This window comes from Salmonella sp. A29-2 (genome assembly GCF_020150755.1).
Classification (GTDB): Bacteria; Pseudomonadota; Gammaproteobacteria; order Enterobacterales; family Enterobacteriaceae; genus Salmonella; species Salmonella enterica.
In genome coordinates, this window is the sequence record NZ_CP083731.1 from 703,416 (window position 1) to 722,622 (window position 19,207).

Below are 19,207 nucleotides of genomic sequence, written 5' to 3' on the forward strand. Positions count from 1 at the left end.
CCCCTGTTAATGAGCGATATGGCAGAGCGCCTTGCGCTACATGAATTTACGGAAAACGCCTACTTAAACTACTCCATGTACGTGATCATGGATCGTGCGTTGCCGTTTATTGGCGACGGCCTGAAGCCGGTACAGCGCCGCATCGTCTATGCGATGTCAGAGCTGGGGCTGAACGCCAGCGCTAAATTTAAAAAATCCGCCCGTACCGTCGGTGACGTACTGGGTAAGTATCATCCGCACGGCGACATCGCCTGCTATGAAGCCATGGTGCTGATGGCGCAGCCGTTCTCTTACCGTTACCCGCTGGTCGATGGCCAGGGGAACTGGGGCGCGCCGGATGATCCGAAGTCATTCGCGGCAATGCGTTATACCGAATCTCGCCTGTCCAAATATGCCGAGCTGCTGTTAAGCGAACTCGGTCAGGGGACGGCGGACTGGGTGCCAAACTTCGACGGCACGATGCAGGAACCGAAAATGTTACCGGCGCGTCTGCCGAACATCCTGCTGAACGGCACCACCGGTATTGCGGTGGGCATGGCAACAGATATCCCGCCGCACAACCTGCGCGAAGTGGCGAAAGCGGCGATTACGCTGATTGAGCAGCCGAAAACGACGCTGGATCAGTTGCTGGATATCGTCCAGGGGCCGGATTACCCGACCGAAGCGGAGATCATTACCCCACGTGCGGAAATTCGTAAAATTTACGAAAACGGGCGGGGCTCCGTGCGTATGCGCGCGGTATGGACCAAAGAAGACGGCGCCGTGGTAATTTCCGCGCTGCCGCATCAGGTCTCTGGCGCGAAAGTGCTGGAGCAGATTGCTGCGCAGATGCGTAATAAAAAACTGCCGATGGTGGACGATCTGCGCGATGAATCGGATCACGAAAACCCGACGCGTTTAGTGATTGTGCCACGCTCCAACCGTGTGGATATGGAACAGGTGATGAACCATCTGTTCGCCACCACCGATCTGGAAAAAAGCTACCGTATTAACCTGAACATGATCGGTCTGGATGGTCGTCCGGCGGTGAAAAACCTGCTGGAGATCCTCACCGAGTGGCTGGCGTTCCGCCGCGACACGGTGCGCCGTCGCCTCAACTATCGTCTGGAGAAGGTTCTCAAGCGCCTGCATATCCTCGAAGGTTTGCTGGTGGCGTTTCTCAACATCGACGAAGTGATTGAGATTATCCGTAACGAGGATGAGCCGAAACCCGCGCTGATGTCGCGTTTCGGCATCAGCGAAACCCAGGCGGAAGCGATCCTCGAACTGAAACTGCGTCATCTCGCCAAACTGGAAGAGATGAAAATTCGCGGTGAGCAGGACGAGCTGGAAAAAGAGCGGGACCAGTTGCAGGGCATTCTCGCGTCCGAACGCAAAATGAATACCTTGCTGAAAAAAGAGCTACAGGCAGATTCCGATGCCTATGGCGACGATCGCCGTTCTCCGCTGCGTGAGCGCGAAGAAGCTAAAGCGATGAGCGAACACGATATGCTGCCGTCCGAACCGGTGACTATCGTGCTGTCGCAGATGGGCTGGGTGCGCAGCGCCAAAGGTCATGATATTGATGCGCCGGGGCTTAACTATAAAGCGGGCGACAGCTTTAAAGCCGCGGTGAAAGGTAAGAGCAATCAACCGGTGGTGTTTATTGATACCACCGGTCGCAGCTATGCTATTGATCCCATTACGCTTCCGTCGGCGCGCGGGCAGGGCGAACCGCTGACCGGCAAACTCACGCTGCCGCCGGGGGCGACCGTAGAGCATATGCTGATGGAAGGCGATGACCAGAAACTGTTGATGGCGTCGGATGCGGGCTACGGCTTCGTTTGTACGTTTAACGATCTGGTTGCCCGTAACCGTGCCGGTAAAGCGTTGATTACACTGCCGGAAAATGCGCACGTCATGCCGCCGCTGGTGATTGAAGACGAGCACGATATGCTGCTGGCGATTACCCAGGCCGGACGGATGTTGATGTTCCCGGTTGACTCTCTGCCGCAGCTGTCGAAAGGCAAAGGGAATAAGATCATTAATATCCCCTCTGCGGAAGCGGCGAAAGGCGATGATGGACTGGCGCACCTGTACGTGCTGCCGCCACAAAGCACTCTGACTATCCATGTCGGGAAGCGCAAAATCAAACTGCGCCCTGAAGAGTTACAGAAAGTGGTCGGCGAACGCGGACGCCGTGGCACATTAATGCGCGGCCTGCAGCGTATCGATCGCATTGAGATTGATTCACCGCATCGCGTAAGTCATGGCGACAGCGAAGAGTAAGACAGGGGCACCCGTAGGCCGGACAAGGCATTTAAGCCGCCATCCGGCGCTCTGCCGTTGCCGGATGACGACGCAGTAGCGTCTTATCCGGCCTACGGTTTCAGATCGGATTAACATTAAAATTTCCCGTAAAACCGTTGTTTATTCGTGCATTGCGATTAACAATACGTTTTTCCAGAGAGCCACACTTACCAAAATCCTAACCTGAATTTCAGGTGACGTAGAATGCCGGGCTCTTAGGCCTTCAGAGGTTGTTATGCTATATATTTTTCGTCTTATTGTTACCGTTATTTACTCCATTCTGGTCTGTGTTTTCGGTTCTATTTACTGCCTTTTCAGCCCACGTAACCCAAAACACGTGGCGACGTTTGGGCATATGTTCGGCCGTCTGGCCCCGCTGTTTGGCCTGAAAGTTGAGTGCCGCAAACCCGCCGACGCGGAAAACTATGGCAATGCTATCTATATTGCTAACCACCAGAATAATTATGATATGGTCACGGCGGCGAATATTGTGCAGCCGCCAACGGTGACGGTGGGGAAAAAAAGCCTGCTTTGGATCCCGTTTTTTGGGCAACTGTACTGGCTGACCGGTAATCTGTTGATTGACCGTAATAACCGCGCCAAAGCGCATAGCACCATTGCGGCAGTGGTTAACCATTTTAAAAAGCGCCGTATTTCTATCTGGATGTTCCCTGAAGGTACGCGTAGCCGGGGACGCGGCCTGCTGCCGTTTAAAACCGGCGCGTTTCATGCGGCTATCGCGGCTGGTGTGCCGATCATTCCTGTCTGCGTTTCCAACACCTCTAACAAAGTCAATCTAAACCGCCTGAACAACGGACTGGTTATTGTGGAAATGCTGCCGCCAGTCGACGTCAGCGAATATGGTAAAGATCAGGTTCGCGAGCTGGCGGCCCACTGCCGTGCGTTAATGGAGCAAAAAATCGCGGAACTTGATAAAGAGGTTGCGGAACGTGAAGCGACCGGTAAGGTTTAAGCAGCCTTACTCTGTTATTGTAGAAATCATTTTTTCAGGCACAACTCTTTAGCCTGTTTTACATGGAGCTTATATGTCATTCAGTCGGCGTCAGTTTCTTCAGGCATCGGGAATCGCACTATGTGCAGGCGCGATTCCCCTCAGGGCGAATGCTGCCGGTCAGCAACAGCCGTTGCCTGTTCCGCCGTTGCTGGAGTCCCGTCGTGGGCAGCCGTTGTTTATGACGCTACAGCGAGCGCACTGGTCCTTTACGCAAGGCACGCGCGCGCCGGTCTGGGGAGTGAACGGTCGTTATCTGGGGCCGACAATCCGCGTCTGGAAAGGCGATGACGTTAAACTCATCTATAGCAACCGCCTGGCGGAAAATGTCTCCATGACGGTTGCTGGTTTACTGGTGCCGGGGCCGCTGATGGGGGGCCCGGCGCGTATGATGTCGCCGAACGCGGACTGGGCGCCAGTGTTGCCGATTCGTCAGAGCGCCGCCACGCTGTGGTATCACGCTAACACGCCTAACCGCACCGCGCAGCAGGTGTATAACGGCCTGGCAGGAATGTGGCTGGTCGAAGACGACATCAGTAAAACGCTGCCCATTCCGAACCATTACGGCGTGGATGATTTTCCCGTCATTATCCAGGATAAACGGCTGGATAACTTTGGGACGCCGGAGTACAGCGAACCGGGAAGCGGTGGTTTTGTCGGCGATACGCTGCTGGTGAACGGCGCGCAAAGCCCCTATGTCGAAGTGTCCCGCGGCTGGGTGCGGTTACGGTTGTTGAACGCCTCGAACTCGCGGCGCTATCAGCTTCAGATGAGCGATGGCCGGGCGCTGCATGTGATTTCAGGCGATCAGGGCTTTTTACCTGCGCCGGTTTCCGTCAAACAGTTGTCACTGGCGCCCGGCGAGCGACGTGAAATCCTGGTTGATATGACCAACGGCGACGAAGTCTCGATCACCTGCGGGGAGGCGGCCAGTATAGTCGATCGGATTCGCGGTTTCTTTGAGCCTTCCAGTATTCTGGTTTCTACCCTGGTGCTGACGTTACGACCAACCGGATTGCTGCCGCTGGTGACCGATAATCTTCCGATGCGTCTGTTGCCGACGGAGATCATGAGCGGCGCGCCTGTCCGCAGTCGGGACATCAGTCTTGGCGACGATCCGGGGATTAACGGCCAACTGTGGGATGTGAATCGCATTGATATTACCGCCCAACAAGGCACCTGGGAGCGCTGGACGGTACGCGCCGATATGCCGCAGTCGTTCCATATTGAGGGCGTCTCTTTCCTGATTCGTAACGTCAACGGCGCTATGCCGTTCCCGGAAGATAGAGGCTGGAAAGATACCGTCTGGGTGGATGGGCAAGTCGAACTGCTGGTCTATTACGGTCAGCCGTCCTGGCCGCACTTCCCGTTCTATTTCAACAGCCAGACGCTGGAAATGGCTGACCGCGGCTCGATTGGACAAATGCTGGTGAATCCGGCGTCGTAAAGCGTCCGAGTACGGGTCTGAATAGCGCAGACCCGTCAGGGTTTTCAGGAAGGAGCAAACAGCGTGGGAAGCAGCAGACTCAACTGCGGGAAGTAGCAAATCATCGCCATGACCACAAAGAGTGCCAGAAACATCGGTAATAGCGGTTTGACGACTTTATCAATACTGATTTTGCCGATACTGCAACCGACGAACAAAATAGTGCCTACCGGGGGCGTACACAGTCCGATGGTTAAATTGAAAACCATAATAATGCCAAAATGGACAGGGTCGATTCCCAGATGTTGAGCAATGGGAAGGAAAATAGGCGTAAAGATTAGAATAGCCGGGGTAATATCCATAAACGTCCCGACGAATAACAAAATGAGATTGATAATCAGCAAGATGACCCATTTATTTTCGGACACGCTGGTAATCATTTCATTAATCAGTTCAGGAACATCAGCATTGGTCATCGCCCATGACATTCCCATTGAGCAGCCGACCAGTAAGAGAACAATAGAGCTGGTTACTACCGAATCCAGCAGAATATCGCGCAACTTACTCACATTAATTTCTCGATAAATGGCCGCCAGCGCCAGGCTATAGATTACCGCGATCGCAGAGGCCTCTGTTGGCGTAAATACGCCGCCGATAATGCCGCCGATAATAATAAATATCAGCAACAGGCTGGGCAACGAATCGCGGAATACCGACAGAAACTGCCGCAGGTTGATGCGTTCGGCAACCGGGTAATGGTGGCGATGGGCATACAGCGCCGCTACCGTCATTAAAGCCAGCGCGGTTAAGATGCCGGGCAGGTAGCCCGCCAAAAACAGGGCGGCGACAGAGGTGCCGCCGCTAGCCAGCGAATAGACAATTAGCACGTTGCTGGGCGGGATCATCAGGCCAATCGGCGCCGAAGCGACGTTGATCGCCGTAGAGAACGCCGGAGAGTAGCCCTCTTTTTCCTGTAATGGCGACATGATGCCGCCCACCGCGGCCGCAGAAGCGACAGCCGAGCCGGATATCGCACCAAACAGGGTGTTCGCCAGAATATTGCAGTGCGCCAGCGAACCGGGAAGGCGGCCAACTAACGCCTGAGCCAGATTCACCAGGCGCCGGGCGATTCCCCCGGTATTCATGATATTGCCGGCTAACACAAAAAAGGGGATCGCCAGCAGCGTAAAGCCATCGAGACCGACGGTCATTTTTTGTGAAATAACCGAGATTGCCGCATCCGGGGGAAGGGCTATCAGGATTGAGAATAAGGACGACAGCCCGATAGCGAATGTAATAGGAACGCCGACCGCCAGCATAATGGCAAAACTGCCAAATAAAACAATTATTGGGTAAATATATTCAAAGTCCATATATCCCTCGTTAGCGAAGATGGCGCTGATGATAATTATCAATAACGTTCACAATGGTGTAGTACACCAGGATGACGCCGCTAATCGGCATGACCCAATAGACTTTATCCATAGGCCATTTTAATACCGGGGACATTTGGCTGACGTGCGCCGCTTTTTCAACAATAATATCACCGCCGTACACCATAAAAATCAGTGCGAACACGGTAATAATCACCTGAATGATACTGTCGAGCACGAGGGCGGGCGTTCGGGAGAGTTTTTGCGCTAACAAATCGATAGCTAAATGTTTTTTTAATCCGGCGGTATAGACGCCGCCTAACAGAATCATCCACATAAAAAGAATCTGGGTGAATTCGTCGAGCGTGCTGCTTGGCGCGTTGAATATAAAGCGCGCCGCCACCTGCCAGGATACGCAGGCAACCATGACCGCCAGAATAATACAGCAGCACCCGGCCAGTATTTTGTTCAGTGCATTGGTGAGTATTCGCATATTACATCCTGTAAAGGGCAGGAGACCCCTGCCCGGCAGATTTACATATTCTCGATGTATTCCAGATCCTTCGCTGACTGAGCGTCTTTTGCGCGGAACTCATCAAACAAGGGCTTAACACGCTGTTTGAACGCGGATTTATCGATATCAACAACGGTCGCGTTCATGGCCTTCATGCTCTCATAAGCCTCTTTTTCCGCGGCGGGCCAGATGACGTCTTTCATTTGCTGCATGGATTCATCTGCGGCTTTATATAACGCTTTCCGCTCTTTATCGCTCAATTTGTTAAGTACTTTGGTACTGATGACCAGGACATCCGGCACCATCGTGTGCTCGTCGCGGGAATAGAATTTCGCCACCTCCGCATGACGCATATCGGCATAAACCACGGGGTTGTTTTCGCCGCCATCGACCACGCCTTGCTGGAGCGCGGTATAGAGTTCGCCTTGCGCCATCGGCGTCGGCACGCCGCCGAGCGCTTTCACCATCGCGATAGCGCTGGGGCTTTGCTGCACTCTGATTTTCATACCGGCTAAATCGTCGGGTTGAGTGATGGGCTTACTGGCGTAAAAACTGCGGGCGCCGCCGTCGTACCAGGTTAAGCCGACGAAGCCTTTGCTTTCGGAGGACGCGAGAATGCGTTTCCCTAAGTCGCTTTTCAGTACGTTGTAGTAGTGATCGCGGTCACGGAATAAAAACGGCAGGCTAAACACGCTATATTCCGGCGCAAAAGACTCCAGCGATGCCGCATTGACTTTCACCATTTGCAGAGCGCCGGAGTTCATCAATTCCAGCGATTCACGTTCGTTGCCCAGCGTGGCGTTGGGGTAAATACGAATATTTAATTCGCCGTCCGAATAGGCTTTCGCTTTGTCGGCCAGATAGCTCATCGCTTTGTGAACGGCGTGGCTTTTATCCTGATTGTGGCTTAGTTTCAGCGTGGTTTTGGCGAGCGCTGGAAATGCCAGTAGCAAACAGCCGGCCAGTAATACCGCTGATGTTGTGAATGAACGTGTGTTTTTCATATCTGCTTCCTTATAGGTTGGGATTCCTGTGGTTATCGTTGATTAATTAATAACCTGCTGATACGTAAGGTATTGCGTTGGGGAAAGGCGTGGTGATGGTGTTCTTTATCCCCTGAATTCTGTCAGCCAATTTAATTTAATCAATAGACCAAAGAAAGAGATCTGGTTCACAGAAGAAAGTCATGGTAAAAACAGTGTCGTGAGCAATTCAGCGAAGTTTTTTTATATATTGCTGATAATGTGATGTTTTTTTACTTTTTGTTGTTATGACGATACTGCGTTTTTAGACGTGGGTATAATTAATTGCATACCAATTTGAAGATATTCATAAGACCAATTTCAAACACCTCAGGCCAGGCCGTTGAAAGTTGTTTCTATTTCGCGCCAGCCCTGCATATAAGGCGATAATCTCCTTCATTTTCGCTATAGATACGGCTTATAATCCCCGACCTTTGATTATTTTTTTGCCAATCGTTTTGGAAGCAATATGAGCGCTATCTCCCTGATCCAACCGGATCGCGACCTTTTCTCCTGGCCGCAGTACTGGGCCGCCTGCTTTGGGCCGGCGCCGTTTTTGCCGATGTCACGTGACGAGATGGATCAACTTGGCTGGGATAGCTGCGACATTATTCTGGTAACCGGCGACGCTTACGTCGACCATCCGAGCTTCGGCATGGCGATTTGCGGTCGTATGCTGGAAGCGCAGGGCTTCCGCGTGGGGATCATCGCCCAGCCGGACTGGAACAGCAAAGACGACTTTATGCGTCTGGGAAAACCGAACCTGTTCTTCGGCGTCACCGCCGGCAACATGGACTCGATGATCAACCGCTACACCGCCGACCGTAAGCTGCGCCATGACGACGCCTACACCCCGGACAACGTCGCGGGCAAACGCCCGGACCGCGCCACGCTGGTCTATACCCAGCGTTGCAAAGAAGCGTGGAAAGATGTCCCGGTGATCCTCGGCGGCATTGAGGCCAGTCTGCGCCGTACCGCGCATTACGACTACTGGTCTGATACTGTGCGTCGTTCAGTGTTAGTCGATTCCAAAGCCGACATGCTGATGTTTGGCAACGGCGAGCGTCCGCTGGTGGAAGTGGCGCACCGTCTGGCAATGGGCGAAACCATCGATCAGATTCGCGACGTGCGTAACACTGCGATTATGGTTAAAGAAGCGCTGCCAGGCTGGAGCGGCGTCGACTCCACTCGTCTGGACACGCCGGGTAAAATCGATCCAATTCCCCATCCCTATGGCGAGGATCTGCCGTGCGCGGATAACAAGCCGGTCGCGCCGAAAAAGCAAGAAGCTAAAGCGATTACCGTGCAGCCGCCGCGTCCGAAGCCGTGGGAAAAAACCTATATCCTGCTGCCATCCTTTGAAAAGGTGAAAGGCGACAAGGTGCTGTACGCCCATGCGTCGCGTATTCTGCATCACGAAACTAACCCTGGCTGCGCGCGGGCGCTGATGCAAAAACACGGCGACCGCTATGTCTGGATCAATCCGCCCGCCATACCGCTCTCCACTGAAGAGATGGATAGCGTGTTTGCGCTGCCGTATCAGCGTGTGCCGCACCCGGCTTACGGCAATGCCCGTATTCCGGCCTATGAGATGATCCGCTTCTCGATCAATATCATGCGTGGCTGCTTTGGCGGCTGCTCTTTCTGCTCGATCACTGAACATGAAGGGCGCATCATTCAGAGCCGCTCGGAAGACTCTATTATCAACGAGATCGAAGCGATCCGCGACACGGTGCCGGGGTTTACCGGCGTGATCTCCGATCTGGGCGGTCCTACCGCGAACATGTATATGCTGCGCTGTAAGTCGCCGCGTGCGGAGCAGACCTGTCGTCGCCTGTCATGTGTCTATCCGGATATCTGTCCGCATATGGATACTGACCATACGCCAACGATCAATCTTTATCGCCGCGCCCGTGAGCTGAAAGGCATTAAGAAAATCTTAATTGCCTCCGGCGTGCGCTACGACATCGCCGTAGAAGATCCTCGCTATATTAAAGAGCTGGCAAGCCATCATGTGGGCGGCTATCTGAAGATTGCGCCGGAGCATACTGAAGAAGGTCCGCTGTCGAAAATGATGAAGCCGGGTATGGGTAGCTACGATCGCTTTAAAGAGTTATTTGACCTTTACTCTAAACAGGCCGGAAAAGAGCAGTATCTGATCCCGTATTTTATCTCCGCGCATCCGGGCACGCGGGACGAGGATATGGTGAATCTGGCGCTGTGGCTCAAGCGCCACCGCTTCCGTCTGGATCAGGTGCAGAACTTCTACCCGTCGCCGTTGGCGAATTCGACCACCATGTATTACACCGGCAAAAACCCGCTGGGTAAAATTGGTTATAAGAGTGAAGATGTGGTGGTGCCGAAGGGAGACAGGCAACGTCGCCTGCATAAGGCGCTGCTGCGTTATCACGATCCGGCGAACTGGCCGCTGATTCGCCAGGCGCTGGAAGCAATGGGGAAAAAGCATTTGATTGGCGGTCGCCGTGAGTGTCTGGTGCCTGCGCCGACCATTGAAGAGATGCGCGAAGCGCGTCGCCAGATCCGCAACACGCGCCCGGCGTTGACCAAGCATACGCCGGTGGAACATCAGCGGCAGGGGCTCGCTGCGAATAAGAAGCGCGGGAAAAGCGCGGGGCGTTAATTACCTTTGAATCTGTTGCTTCTGGAAGCTAATGTTTTTGGAAGTAACAGACATCTAAATATATTGTGTCGGTCTTTAGTAATTGCTAAATTACGGGGAGCTTTATATTTTATTTAAATATTATTGATTGTATAAATTAATTATATATTACCTTAATGATTAAGGCATGATGCTTGTATACAGCCCCAGAGGAGGGGATATCATGGGTATGATTATTATTCCCTGTTTTATCGTAATTGCTATAATAGCTGTTGTTATATTCATAATGGCTATTAAAGCATGTAGTATGGAAAAACGTGAAGACAGGCAAATGACTCTTGCAGGGATAATTTTAATGGGTGTTATTGCCGCTATTCCTGGATGGTTTTTGTACGAAATATTTAGCCATGCGCCGTAATATTTAACCTACCAGGGTTGATATATTAAAATAGATAAGAAGTATATAATCTAAGGTATAATGCCTGATGGCGCTGCGCTTATCAGGTCTATGAATAGCACAGTTTTGTAGGCCGGATAAGGTGCTTACACCGCCATCCGGCAGAAGTGCTCCGTATTTATGCCTCACGAATTCTGGCCGCCAGCGCGGCCAGTTTTTCATCATCAGCCCGTTCATGATCGTGCGACGACAGATATCCTTCATACTGTTCGAAAAATTTATTCTGCCGCGATTCAATCGGTTTCCAGTGGGTTAAATCGCCAGTACCGTGCATGGGGCTTAATTTACTGTGCACATGGTCTACGCCGAAACCTTCGAAGAACATTCCCGTACGACTGACATCCGGGAAAGCCTTATCCAGTTTCTTAGCCACTTTTTGGGTCGCCAGCATCAGGTCCGCTAACGCCTGCGGCGGTAGATCGAACGCGTAGCTGGGGTAATGTTTTTTCGGGATCACTACGGTAAACCCATCGGTATTCGGAAAAATCGACAAAAAAGCCAGGTGATGCTCATCTTCCCAAACTTTATGACAAGGTGCTTTACCTTCAACTATTTGACAGAAAATGCAGGTCATTCCATTTCTCCGTTAACCGAGGGCTTATCGATGCGTTAAGCGTTTAATACAACCCTAACACTTTCCACCATGCGAGGCCGACTGTCAAAAAGACCGCCTGATTAAAGAGGCTGATAATAAATCCCGTTCGCCACCAGACGCCCGTCGGTACATAGCCGGCGCCAAAAAGAATGGGGCCGCGTGCGTGGGTATACTGCGTAAGAGAGCAGTACAGGCTGCTGGTAAACGCCAGCATAAGCGCCATCGGCGCTGCCGGTATATTCAGATGCAGACCGACGCCCAGAAATACCGCATACAGCGCGGCGATTTGCGCGTTGCCGCTGGCGAAAAAATAGTGGGTATAAAAATAGGCTGCGTTAAGCAGCAGCAGGATGATTATCCAACTGGTTCCATGCATCGTACTGCCGATGCTGTCGCCAATCAGGTTGCCAAACCAACTGGTGAATCCTAGTTTCTTCAACTGGTTAGCCATCATCAGCAGCGCGGCAAACCAAATCAACGTATCCCAGGCGCCTTTTTCGCTTTTAACGTCTTCCCAGGTGAGCACGCCGCTCAGTAATAAAATCGAGAGACCGACAAAAGAGGCCGTCGTGGCATCCACGCCGAGCGAGCTGCCAAAAATCCATAGCACCAGCAACACGCCGACGGTCGCCAGCATGAGCCACTCGCCGCGCGTCATACTGCCCATTTGCGCCAGCTCTTTGCGCGCCAAATCCGGCGCATCCGGCGTATGTTTAATTTCCGGACGCGTCAGCCAGTAGACCAGCAGCGGGACGATAAGAAAAGAGACCAGGCAAGGCAGGAGCGCGGCGATAAACCAGCTTCCCCAGCTCAACGTAACGCCGGCGTTCGCCGCCAGTTTTACCGCCAGCAGGTTACCCGTATAACCGGTCATAAACAGTGCGGCGGTGACGTCGTTAACATTGCCAATACAGGTGATCAGAAAGGTGCCGATTTTGCTGCGAGACTCATCTTCCGGATGTGAATCAAAGCTGCGCGCCAGCGAGTCGGCGATCGGGTAAATCACGCCGCCGCAGCGCGCGGTGTTACTGGGCATCGCGGGGGAGAGGATCAGATCGGCAAACGCCAGGCCATAAGCCAGGCCCAGCGTTCGTTTACCTAACAGACGGATCATTTGTAGGGCGATACGCCGACCCAGCCCGGTTTTGATAAACCCACGGGCAATCATAAAGGCGACGACGATAAGCCAGATCAGTGAACTGTTCAGCTCGCTCAAGGCCGTGGTAATCGCGCCGCTGGCCGTTTTGTCGCCGGCAGCATAGGCGAGCGCAAAGACGGTGATACCAATAATACCGACCGCGCCAATAGGCAGCACTTTCGCCACGATAGAGGCGATCGTCGCGACAAAAATAATCGCGGAATGCCAGGCCGGCGCGCTTAACCCGGAAGGGGGCGTTAGCTGCCACAGTCCGGCGGCGATAACCAGAATAAGAATTAATGGGAGCCATTTGACGCCCTGAGATTTTTTTTCCGCCACAATCACACATCCATAAATATTTTATATGTATTAAGTAAATTTATAATAAATATGAATAAATATTCACAAAATCAGAATAATTATGCGCTTGTGTGTGGGGGAAATATACTGTTAAATGCGCGTAATTGTTTCTTAATGTTTCGGAATGCAAAAAAGCCCGACGACATCGTCGGGCATGGCGTGCGATAAATCTGGCTTAACCGCCGAACTGATCCGGATCGGGGCCGAGGCGTTTGCCTTGATCCAGTTTTGCGATCTCGCCTAATTCATCTTTATCGAGACGGAAATCCCAGACAGCAAAGTTTTCCGCGATACGGGAAGGGGTGACGGATTTCGGAATGACGACCAGCCCGCAGTCCAGATGCCAGCGAATAACAATCTGGGCGGGCGTTTTGCCGTATTTATCCGCCAGTTCGCGAATCACTTTCTGATCGAATACGCCTTCGCCGCCCTGCGCCAGCGGGCTCCAGGACTCGGTCTGGATTTTATGCGTCGCATTCCACGCATGTAGCTGGCGCTGTTGCATCAAGGGGTGAAGCTCGATCTGGTTGATCACAGGGGTAACGCCGGTTTCATCGATCAGACGCTGGAGGTGATGGATCTGAAAGTTACAGACCCCGATACTCTTTACCAGCCCCTCTTTTTGCAGCGCGATCATGCCCTTCCAGGCGTCGACATAGTGATCGATAGCCGGTACGGGCCAGTGCATCAGATAGAGATCGAGATAATCAAGCTGCAGTTTTTTCAGACTCTCCTGCAGGGCTTCGCGGGGACGTTTTTGATCGTCATTCCACAACTTGGTGGTGATAAACAGCTCTTCCCGCGCTACGCTCGCTGCTTTTAGCGCTTTGCCGACGCCTTCTTCATTCTGATATGCTGTGGCGGTATCAATCGATCGATAGCCCACCTCCAGCGCTTTATGAATCGCCGCGATCACCTCTTCATTGCTTGCTTTCCAGACTCCCAGCCCAAGTTGTGGCATTACGTTGCCATCCTGTAGCCTGATAATGGTTGGATTAGCCATGATGTGTTCCTCTTTTAATTGGCTCGCCGGAGTCGGGTCCGGCGAGACTAAGTGACTTAAGTCTGGACGAAATGGCCAAAAACGAAAGTCAGAGGCGAAAAAACCTTAGCGCGCCGCTTCATAAATCCGACGGCTGACATCCAGCGTAATATCCTGATTTTCACCTAAATTTGTGCATCCATGCGCCTCAAGTTTAGCCAGTAGCGCCGGAATAGTGCTGCCATCCAGACCGTAATCGGACAAGTGGGTAGGCACGCCCATCTGTTCAAAGAAACGGCGGGTGGCGGCAATGGCGGCATCAATACGCTCGTCGTCGGAACCGTCGGTGATATTCCATACACGTTCAGCATATTGCAGGAGTTTTGCGCGTTTAACGTCTCGTTTTTCGTTCCATAGCGCAGGCAGAATGATAGCCAGCGTTTGGGCATGATCGAGACCGTGCATCGCGGTAAGCTCATGGCCCAGCATATGCGTCGCCCAGTCCTGCGGAACACCAGCGCCAATCAGGCCATTTAACGCCTGAGTAGCGGCCCACATCACGTTAGCGCGGACGTCATAGTTTTCAGGCTCTTGCAGCGCTTTGGGACCTTCTTCAATCAGTGTGAGTAAAATGCCTTCGGCGAAACGATCCTGAATTTTGCCGTTAACCGGGTAAGTGACGTACTGCTCAACGGTATGGACGAAAGCATCCACGACGCCGTTCGCAACCTGGCGCGGCGGCAATGTATAGGTGTAGACCGGATCCAGTACGGCAAACACCGGTTGCACGAACGAGGAGTGGAAGGCCTGTTTGTCGCCAGTGGTTTTACGGGAAATGACTGCGCCGGCGTTCGATTCTGAGCCGGTTGCCGGTAGGGTTAGCACAGACCCCATCGGGATTGCGCTACGAATCTCAGTACCGCCGGTTTCCAGAATGTGCCACGGATCGACGCCGTCCGTATACTGCGCCGCTGCGGCGATAAATTTGGTGCCGTCCAGTACGGAACCGCCGCCAACGGCCAGCAGGAAGGTAATATTTTCGTCGCGCACAAGCTGCACGGCCTTCATCAGCGTTTCATAGGACGGGTTCGGTTCAATACCGCCAAACTCCCGAACATCCAGTCCTTTTAACGCTTCCTGAACTTGCGCCAGTACGCCGGTCTTTTTCACGCTACCGCCGCCATAGGTAATCAGCACGCGGGCGTCCTGCGGGATTTGATCGCGAAGATCGACGATAGCGCCTTTACCAAACAGAATGCGGGTAGGGGTATGTAATTTGAAATTGTTCATTGCTCATTCCCTTATGTGGGTAAAAAGAGGGCAGGCGGCTGTCTGCCTGATGGTCATCATTGTGGCCTTGTGAGGGATGTCTCTCAATGCACATTTCTGCCAATGTTTTGCCTATTTCTCCAGAATGCTGGAGAAAATCGCTAAAAATGCGCACAATCCAGCGGAGTGGATTTGATGAAAAAATGGCGCGTTATGAATCGTGAAGCAATTTGCTTACAGTTGGCGGATAAAATTAATCATTTAAAAAATAATGATAAAATAATCAGCGAGCGGCTGGCGGGCATTCGTCTGTTGTATGGTGTTGAACCGGGGCCGCGCACGCCGGTCATGTATCAGCCTGGCATCATATTTCTCTTTTCCGGCCATAAAATTGGCTATATTAACAAGCGCAAGTTTCGTTATGACGCTAATGAATATCTCTTACTGACCGTGCCGCTCCCTTTTGAATGCGAGACCTGGGCAACGCCGGAGGTACCGCTGGCCGGTATTCGGCTCGACATTGATGTGCTGCAACTGCAAGAGTTGCTCATGGACATTGGCGAAGATGAGCGTTTCCAGTTGCCGATGGCGGCCAGTGGGATTAACTCCGCCACGCTGTCGGACGAGATTTTATGCGCGGTGGAAAGATTGCTGGATGTGATGGAGCGCCCGCTGGATGCGCGGATTCTGGGAAAACAGATTATTCGCGAAATTCTTTATCATGTGCTGATGGGACCGCGCGGCGGGGCGCTGCTTGCACTGGTTAGTCGCCAGACGCACTTTAGCCTGATCAGTCGCGTACTTAAACAGATCGAAATGAAATACACCGAGAACCTGAATGTTGAGCAACTGGCGGCAGAAGCGAACATGAGCGTGTCGGCGTTTCACCATAATTTTAAGGCGGTCACCAGCACCTCGCCGTTGCAGTATTTAAAAAGCTACCGACTGCATAAAGCGCGGATGATGATGATTCACGATGGTATGAAGGCCAGCGCCGCGGCGATGCGGGTCGGCTATGAGAGCGCATCGCAGTTTAGCCGGGAGTTTAAACGTTATTTTGGCGTTACGCCGGGCGAAGATGCGGCAAGAATGCGGACAATGCAAGGGAGCTAAGTGGGGCATCCCGCCACGGGTCAACGAAGCGTAACCGGGCCATCCTGGCCGATTATGGATACGTCAGGCGTTACAGTATTTCTTTTTAATCACCACGACCAGCGTACCTAACAGTCCGGCGACCAGTAGCGCGACGGGAAGGATCATTAAAAATGTCATTACCTGGTCTTCATGGCGCTTAACAAACGGGATCATACTGAGCGCGTAGCCGAAGCTGGTCACGACAGTCACCCACAGCAGGCCGCTTAACCAGTTAAAAAACTGAAACCGGCGGTTGGACAGGCCGGAAATACCTGCCATTGTTGGCAGCAGAGTGCGGACAAACGCCAGAAAGCGCCCGGCAAGCAACGCTAACAAACCGTGACGGTCAAACATGCAGGTGGCGCGCTGATGATATTTTGCCGGAAGCTGCGCCAGCCAGCCTTTGACGGTACGCGTATTACCGAGCCAGCGTCCCTGGATATAACTTAGCCAGCAGCCGAGACTGGCCGCGGCGGTGAGAATGCCAATCGTCGGCAAAAAATGCATCACATCCTGGGCGATCAACGCGCCTGCCAGTAGTAGCAGACTATCGCCGGGTAAGAATGACGCTGGCAGCAGACCGTTTTCTAAAAATAGCGTGGCGAACATGACAAAGTAGACGACGCTAACAACGTGTGGATTCGCCAGCGCGGCAAAATCATGTTGCCAGAGCGCAGCGATAATATCTTGAATGACAGCCATGAACTTTCCTGTGGAACAGCATTTATGCTTTTATTCGCCTATTGTACTCCTGAATCGTCCGGGATGCCTTGATCCCGGACGCAACAAACGCAGACTTTTCCACGGAAATTGTCTGCATATATGTCCATCCCCGGCAACTTTACACAATTCTGGCGAAGCCGGCGGCTAAATCAGCGATCAAATCATCAACACTCTCTAAACCAATATGCACCCGAATCAGCGTACCGGTAAAATCTACGCCGCCTGCGGGACGAATCGCGGCGATCTGTTCCGGCTGATTAGCAATAATCAGCGATTCGTAGCCTCCCCAGGAGTAGGCCATACTGAACAGCGAAAAGTTATCCAGATAGGCTGATAATTCTGCCTCGGTCAGCTTTTTATTGAGCACAAAGGAGAACAGACCGCTGCTGCCTGTAAAGTCTCGTTTCCAGAAGGCATGACCTTTGCTACCCGGCAGGGCCGGATGATTAACGCGCGCGACCTGAGGATGGTTCGCCAGCCATGCGGCGATTTTGAGGCTGCTTTCTTGATGCTGGCGCAGTCGGACGCCGAGCGTGCGCAGCCCGCGGCTGGTCATATAAGCCGTGTCGGCGTCGAGCATTTGCCCCATCAGATAGGCGTTTTCCCGCAATTGTTCCCAGCAGCGCGCATTTGCAACGGCAGTACCGACCATCGCATCAGAATGACCAATCAGATACTTAGTGCCCGCCTGGATAGAGATATCAATATCGAACTCCAGCGCTTTGAACAGAACGCCAGCCGCCCAGGTATTATCAATCATGATGACGGCTTCTGGCGCGACGCGTCTGACCGCACTGACAATGGTCGGAATATCATGTACCTCCATGGTAATAGAACCGGGGGATTCCAGAAAAACGACTTTCGTGTTCGGCTGAATATGTTGCGTGATATCAGCGCCGATGAGCGGGTCGAACCAGCTTGTCGTCACGCCCAGTTTGCCGAGAATTTTGCTGCAGAAATCCTGGCTGGGTTCATAGGCTGTGTTGGTCATCAGGATGTGGTCGCCCTGCTCAACGAATGCCAGAATGGTGTTGGCGACCGCCGCCGCGCCGCACGGGAAGAGCGCGCATCCGGCGCCGCCTTCCAGTTCACACATGGCTTCCTGGAGTGAAAAGTGGGTCAGCGTTCCCCGGCGTCCGTAAAATAATTCGCCGTTGGCGCGATTGCGGGTAGCGTGTTTTTTTGCCTCGACGGTGTCAAACACCAGTGAAGAAGCGCGTTGAATCACACTATTCACTGAGCCAAGCGTGTATTTTTTGCTGCGTCCTGCGTTTACCAGTTTGGTATCCAACTGTTTATCCGTCATGTTGCGTTTCCTGATTTTAACCGTCTGGATGTCTAAACTAGCATGAATATAACCATCTGCACCCTGGCGACGTGTGATACAGATGAAAATTTTGCCAAAATAAAAACAGGTGGCTTTTTTAATGCGTAAGCGCAAAGAAAAAGCAGTAAAGGTGCGGCAGTATGTAAATAGTAATGAGAACGACTATCAATTCGACGTTGTTTTGATATTATTATGCTCAGATTTTGTGATTTGCGTCCTGGAGATACAGAGTGGGTAATAATTTGATGCAGACGGATCTTTCCGTCTGGGGCATGTATCAGCACGCCGATATTGTCGTGAAGTGCGTGATGATTGGTTTGATTCTGGCGTCAGTCGTCACCTGGGCTATCTTCTTCAGTAAAAGCGTTGAATTTTTCACTCAAAAGCGCCGCTTAAAGCGCGAACAACTGCAATTAGCCGATGCGCGCTCCTTAGATCAGGCTTCCGACATTGCGGCAGGTTTCAGCGCAAAAAGCCTCAGCGCACAGCTCATCAATGAAGCGCAGAATGAACTGGAACTCTCTAAGGGCAGCGAAGATAACGAAGGGATTAAAGAACGTACCGGCTTCCGTCTGGAACGTCGCGTCGCGGCAGTTGGCCGCTACATGGGACGAGGCAACGGTTATCTGGCGACGATCGGCGCCATTTCCCCCTTCGTCGGGTTGTTTGGCACCGTATGGGGCATTATGAATAGCTTCATCGGTATTGCGCAAACGCAGACCACCAACCTGGCGGTGGTTGCTCCTGGTATTGCGGAAGCGCTGCTGGCGACGGCGATTGGGCTGGTAGCCGCGATCCCGGCGGTCGTCATTTACAACATCTTCGCACGTCAGATAGGCAGTTACAAAGCGACGCTGGGCGACGTGGCGGCGCAGGTATTGCTGCTGCAAAGCCGCGATCTCGATCTGAATGCGAGCGCCAGTGCGCAGCCGGTACGCGCCGCGCAGAAATTACGGGTAGGGTAAT

The 19,207-nt window shown here is 52.7% G+C and carries 15 protein-coding genes and 1 pseudogene; 7 read left to right on the forward strand and 9 right to left on the reverse strand.

Annotated elements, in window-relative coordinates; translation table 11 throughout:
• The first annotated feature begins 9 nt into the window (after nt 1-9).
• From parC to ftsP, 3 genes are all read left to right on the forward strand, one after another.
• Nucleotides 10-2,268, forward strand: a complete 2,259-nt coding sequence (parC, locus tag K8W53_RS03435) for a DNA topoisomerase IV subunit A (protein WP_058654801.1) — start codon at nt 10-12, stop codon at nt 2,266-2,268.
• 256 nt (nt 2,269-2,524) lie between these two features.
• Complete coding sequence (gene plsC, locus K8W53_RS03440) at nt 2,525-3,262, forward strand: 1-acylglycerol-3-phosphate O-acyltransferase (RefSeq protein WP_000965730.1); 738 nt, start codon at nt 2,525-2,527, stop codon at nt 3,260-3,262.
• A 73-nt stretch (nt 3,263-3,335) separates the two neighbouring features.
• Nucleotides 3,336-4,748, forward strand: coding sequence for a cell division protein FtsP (gene ftsP, locus K8W53_RS03445; RefSeq protein ID WP_000010658.1), 1,413 nt, complete (start codon nt 3,336-3,338; stop codon nt 4,746-4,748).
• A gap of 44 nt (nt 4,749-4,792) precedes the next feature.
• On the opposite strand, the gene K8W53_RS03450 is transcribed toward ftsP, so the two are convergent.
• The 3 genes from K8W53_RS03450 to K8W53_RS03460 are packed head-to-tail and all read right to left on the reverse strand — an operon-like array spanning nt 4,793 to nt 7,618.
• Nucleotides 4,793-6,100, reverse strand: a complete 1,308-nt coding sequence (locus K8W53_RS03450; protein ID WP_000345259.1) for a TRAP transporter large permease — start codon at nt 6,098-6,100, stop codon at nt 4,793-4,795.
• 10 nt (nt 6,101-6,110) lie between these two features.
• Nucleotides 6,111-6,593 carry a TRAP transporter small permease gene (locus tag K8W53_RS03455; protein WP_001221828.1) on the reverse strand — a complete coding sequence of 161 codons (483 nt, stop codon included), beginning with the start codon at nt 6,591-6,593 and terminating at the stop codon, nt 6,111-6,113.
• A 41-nt stretch (nt 6,594-6,634) separates the two neighbouring features.
• Nucleotides 6,635-7,618, reverse strand: a complete 984-nt coding sequence (locus K8W53_RS03460) for a TRAP transporter substrate-binding protein (RefSeq protein ID WP_000799370.1) — start codon at nt 7,616-7,618, stop codon at nt 6,635-6,637.
• 487 nt (nt 7,619-8,105) lie between these two features.
• On the opposite strand from K8W53_RS03460, the gene K8W53_RS03465 reads away from it, so the two are divergent.
• A complete protein-coding gene (locus tag K8W53_RS03465; protein ID WP_023223859.1) occupies nt 8,106-10,277 on the forward strand; it encodes a YgiQ family radical SAM protein in 2,172 nt (723 codons plus the stop codon).
• A gap of 202 nt (nt 10,278-10,479) precedes the next feature.
• Nucleotides 10,480-10,674 carry a hypothetical protein gene (locus K8W53_RS03470; RefSeq protein ID WP_000525384.1) on the forward strand — a complete coding sequence of 65 codons (195 nt, stop codon included), beginning with the start codon at nt 10,480-10,482 and terminating at the stop codon, nt 10,672-10,674.
• A 157-nt stretch (nt 10,675-10,831) separates the two neighbouring features.
• Here K8W53_RS03470 and K8W53_RS03475 read toward each other — a convergent pair whose 3' ends face one another.
• The 4 genes and pseudogenes from K8W53_RS03475 to yqhD form a co-directional block, all read right to left on the reverse strand.
• Nucleotides 10,832-11,287, reverse strand: a complete 456-nt coding sequence (locus K8W53_RS03475) for an HIT family protein (protein ID WP_000128242.1) — start codon at nt 11,285-11,287, stop codon at nt 10,832-10,834.
• 43 nt (nt 11,288-11,330) lie between these two features.
• A pseudogene (locus K8W53_RS03480) lies at nt 11,331-12,816 on the reverse strand (DASS family sodium-coupled anion symporter).
• 165 nt (nt 12,817-12,981) lie between these two features.
• A complete protein-coding gene (gene dkgA / locus K8W53_RS03485; RefSeq protein WP_000013100.1) occupies nt 12,982-13,809 on the reverse strand; it encodes a 2,5-didehydrogluconate reductase DkgA in 828 nt (275 codons plus the stop codon).
• Between the two features lie 105 nt (nt 13,810-13,914).
• Nucleotides 13,915-15,078 (reverse strand): alcohol dehydrogenase, encoded by a 1,164-nt coding sequence (gene yqhD, locus K8W53_RS03490; protein ID WP_001058720.1) that lies wholly within the window; start codon nt 15,076-15,078, stop codon nt 13,915-13,917.
• Between the two features lie 192 nt (nt 15,079-15,270).
• Between yqhD and K8W53_RS03495 the strand changes: the two genes are divergently transcribed.
• A complete protein-coding gene (locus tag K8W53_RS03495) occupies nt 15,271-16,170 on the forward strand; it encodes an AraC family transcriptional regulator (protein ID WP_001078198.1) in 900 nt (299 codons plus the stop codon).
• Nucleotides 16,171-16,233: 63 nt separating this feature from the next.
• On the opposite strand, the gene yghB is transcribed toward K8W53_RS03495, so the two are convergent.
• Together yghB and metC are read right to left on the reverse strand one after the other, a co-directional pair.
• The gene (gene yghB / locus K8W53_RS03500; RefSeq protein ID WP_000268441.1) at nt 16,234-16,893 is read right to left on the reverse strand and encodes a DedA family general envelope maintenance protein YghB; all 660 of its coding nucleotides are present in this window, start codon (nt 16,891-16,893) and stop codon (nt 16,234-16,236) included.
• Nucleotides 16,894-17,032: 139 nt separating this feature from the next.
• Nucleotides 17,033-18,220, reverse strand: coding sequence for a cystathionine beta-lyase (metC, locus tag K8W53_RS03505; protein WP_023259267.1), 1,188 nt, complete (start codon nt 18,218-18,220; stop codon nt 17,033-17,035).
• A gap of 251 nt (nt 18,221-18,471) precedes the next feature.
• Here metC and exbB point away from each other — a divergent pair, with 251 nt between their 5' ends.
• Complete coding sequence (gene exbB, locus K8W53_RS03510) at nt 18,472-19,206, forward strand: tol-pal system-associated acyl-CoA thioesterase (protein ID WP_023223863.1); 735 nt, start codon at nt 18,472-18,474, stop codon at nt 19,204-19,206.
• The last annotated feature ends 1 nt before the right edge of the window (nt 19,207 follow it).

Excerpts from the sequence above, each read along its gene's own strand:
- K8W53_RS03465 (WP_023223859.1), top strand. The coding sequence starts at position 8,106 with ATGAGCGCTATCTCCCTGATCCAACCGGATCGCGACCTTTTCTCCTGG.
- K8W53_RS03450 (WP_000345259.1), bottom strand. The coding sequence starts at position 6,100 with ATGGACTTTGAATATATTTACCCAATAATTGTTTTATTTGGCAGTTTT.
- K8W53_RS03460 (WP_000799370.1), bottom strand. The coding sequence starts at position 7,618 with ATGAAAAACACACGTTCATTCACAACATCAGCGGTATTACTGGCCGGC.
- K8W53_RS03475 (WP_000128242.1), bottom strand. The coding sequence starts at position 11,287 with ATGACCTGCATTTTCTGTCAAATAGTTGAAGGTAAAGCACCTTGTCAT.
- dkgA (WP_000013100.1), bottom strand. The coding sequence starts at position 13,809 with ATGGCTAATCCAACCATTATCAGGCTACAGGATGGCAACGTAATGCCA.
- K8W53_RS03470 (WP_000525384.1), top strand. The coding sequence starts at position 10,480 with ATGGGTATGATTATTATTCCCTGTTTTATCGTAATTGCTATAATAGCT.
- plsC (WP_000965730.1), top strand. The coding sequence starts at position 2,525 with ATGCTATATATTTTTCGTCTTATTGTTACCGTTATTTACTCCATTCTG.
- metC (WP_023259267.1), bottom strand. The coding sequence starts at position 18,220 with ATGACGGATAAACAGTTGGATACCAAACTGGTAAACGCAGGACGCAGC.
- yghB (WP_000268441.1), bottom strand. The coding sequence starts at position 16,893 with ATGGCTGTCATTCAAGATATTATCGCTGCGCTCTGGCAACATGATTTT.
- yqhD (WP_001058720.1), bottom strand. The coding sequence starts at position 15,078 with ATGAACAATTTCAAATTACATACCCCTACCCGCATTCTGTTTGGTAAA.
- parC (WP_058654801.1), top strand. The coding sequence starts at position 10 with ATGAGCGATATGGCAGAGCGCCTTGCGCTACATGAATTTACGGAAAAC.
- ftsP (WP_000010658.1), top strand. The coding sequence starts at position 3,336 with ATGTCATTCAGTCGGCGTCAGTTTCTTCAGGCATCGGGAATCGCACTA.
- K8W53_RS03455 (WP_001221828.1), bottom strand. The coding sequence starts at position 6,593 with ATGCGAATACTCACCAATGCACTGAACAAAATACTGGCCGGGTGCTGC.
- K8W53_RS03495 (WP_001078198.1), top strand. The coding sequence starts at position 15,271 with ATGAATCGTGAAGCAATTTGCTTACAGTTGGCGGATAAAATTAATCAT.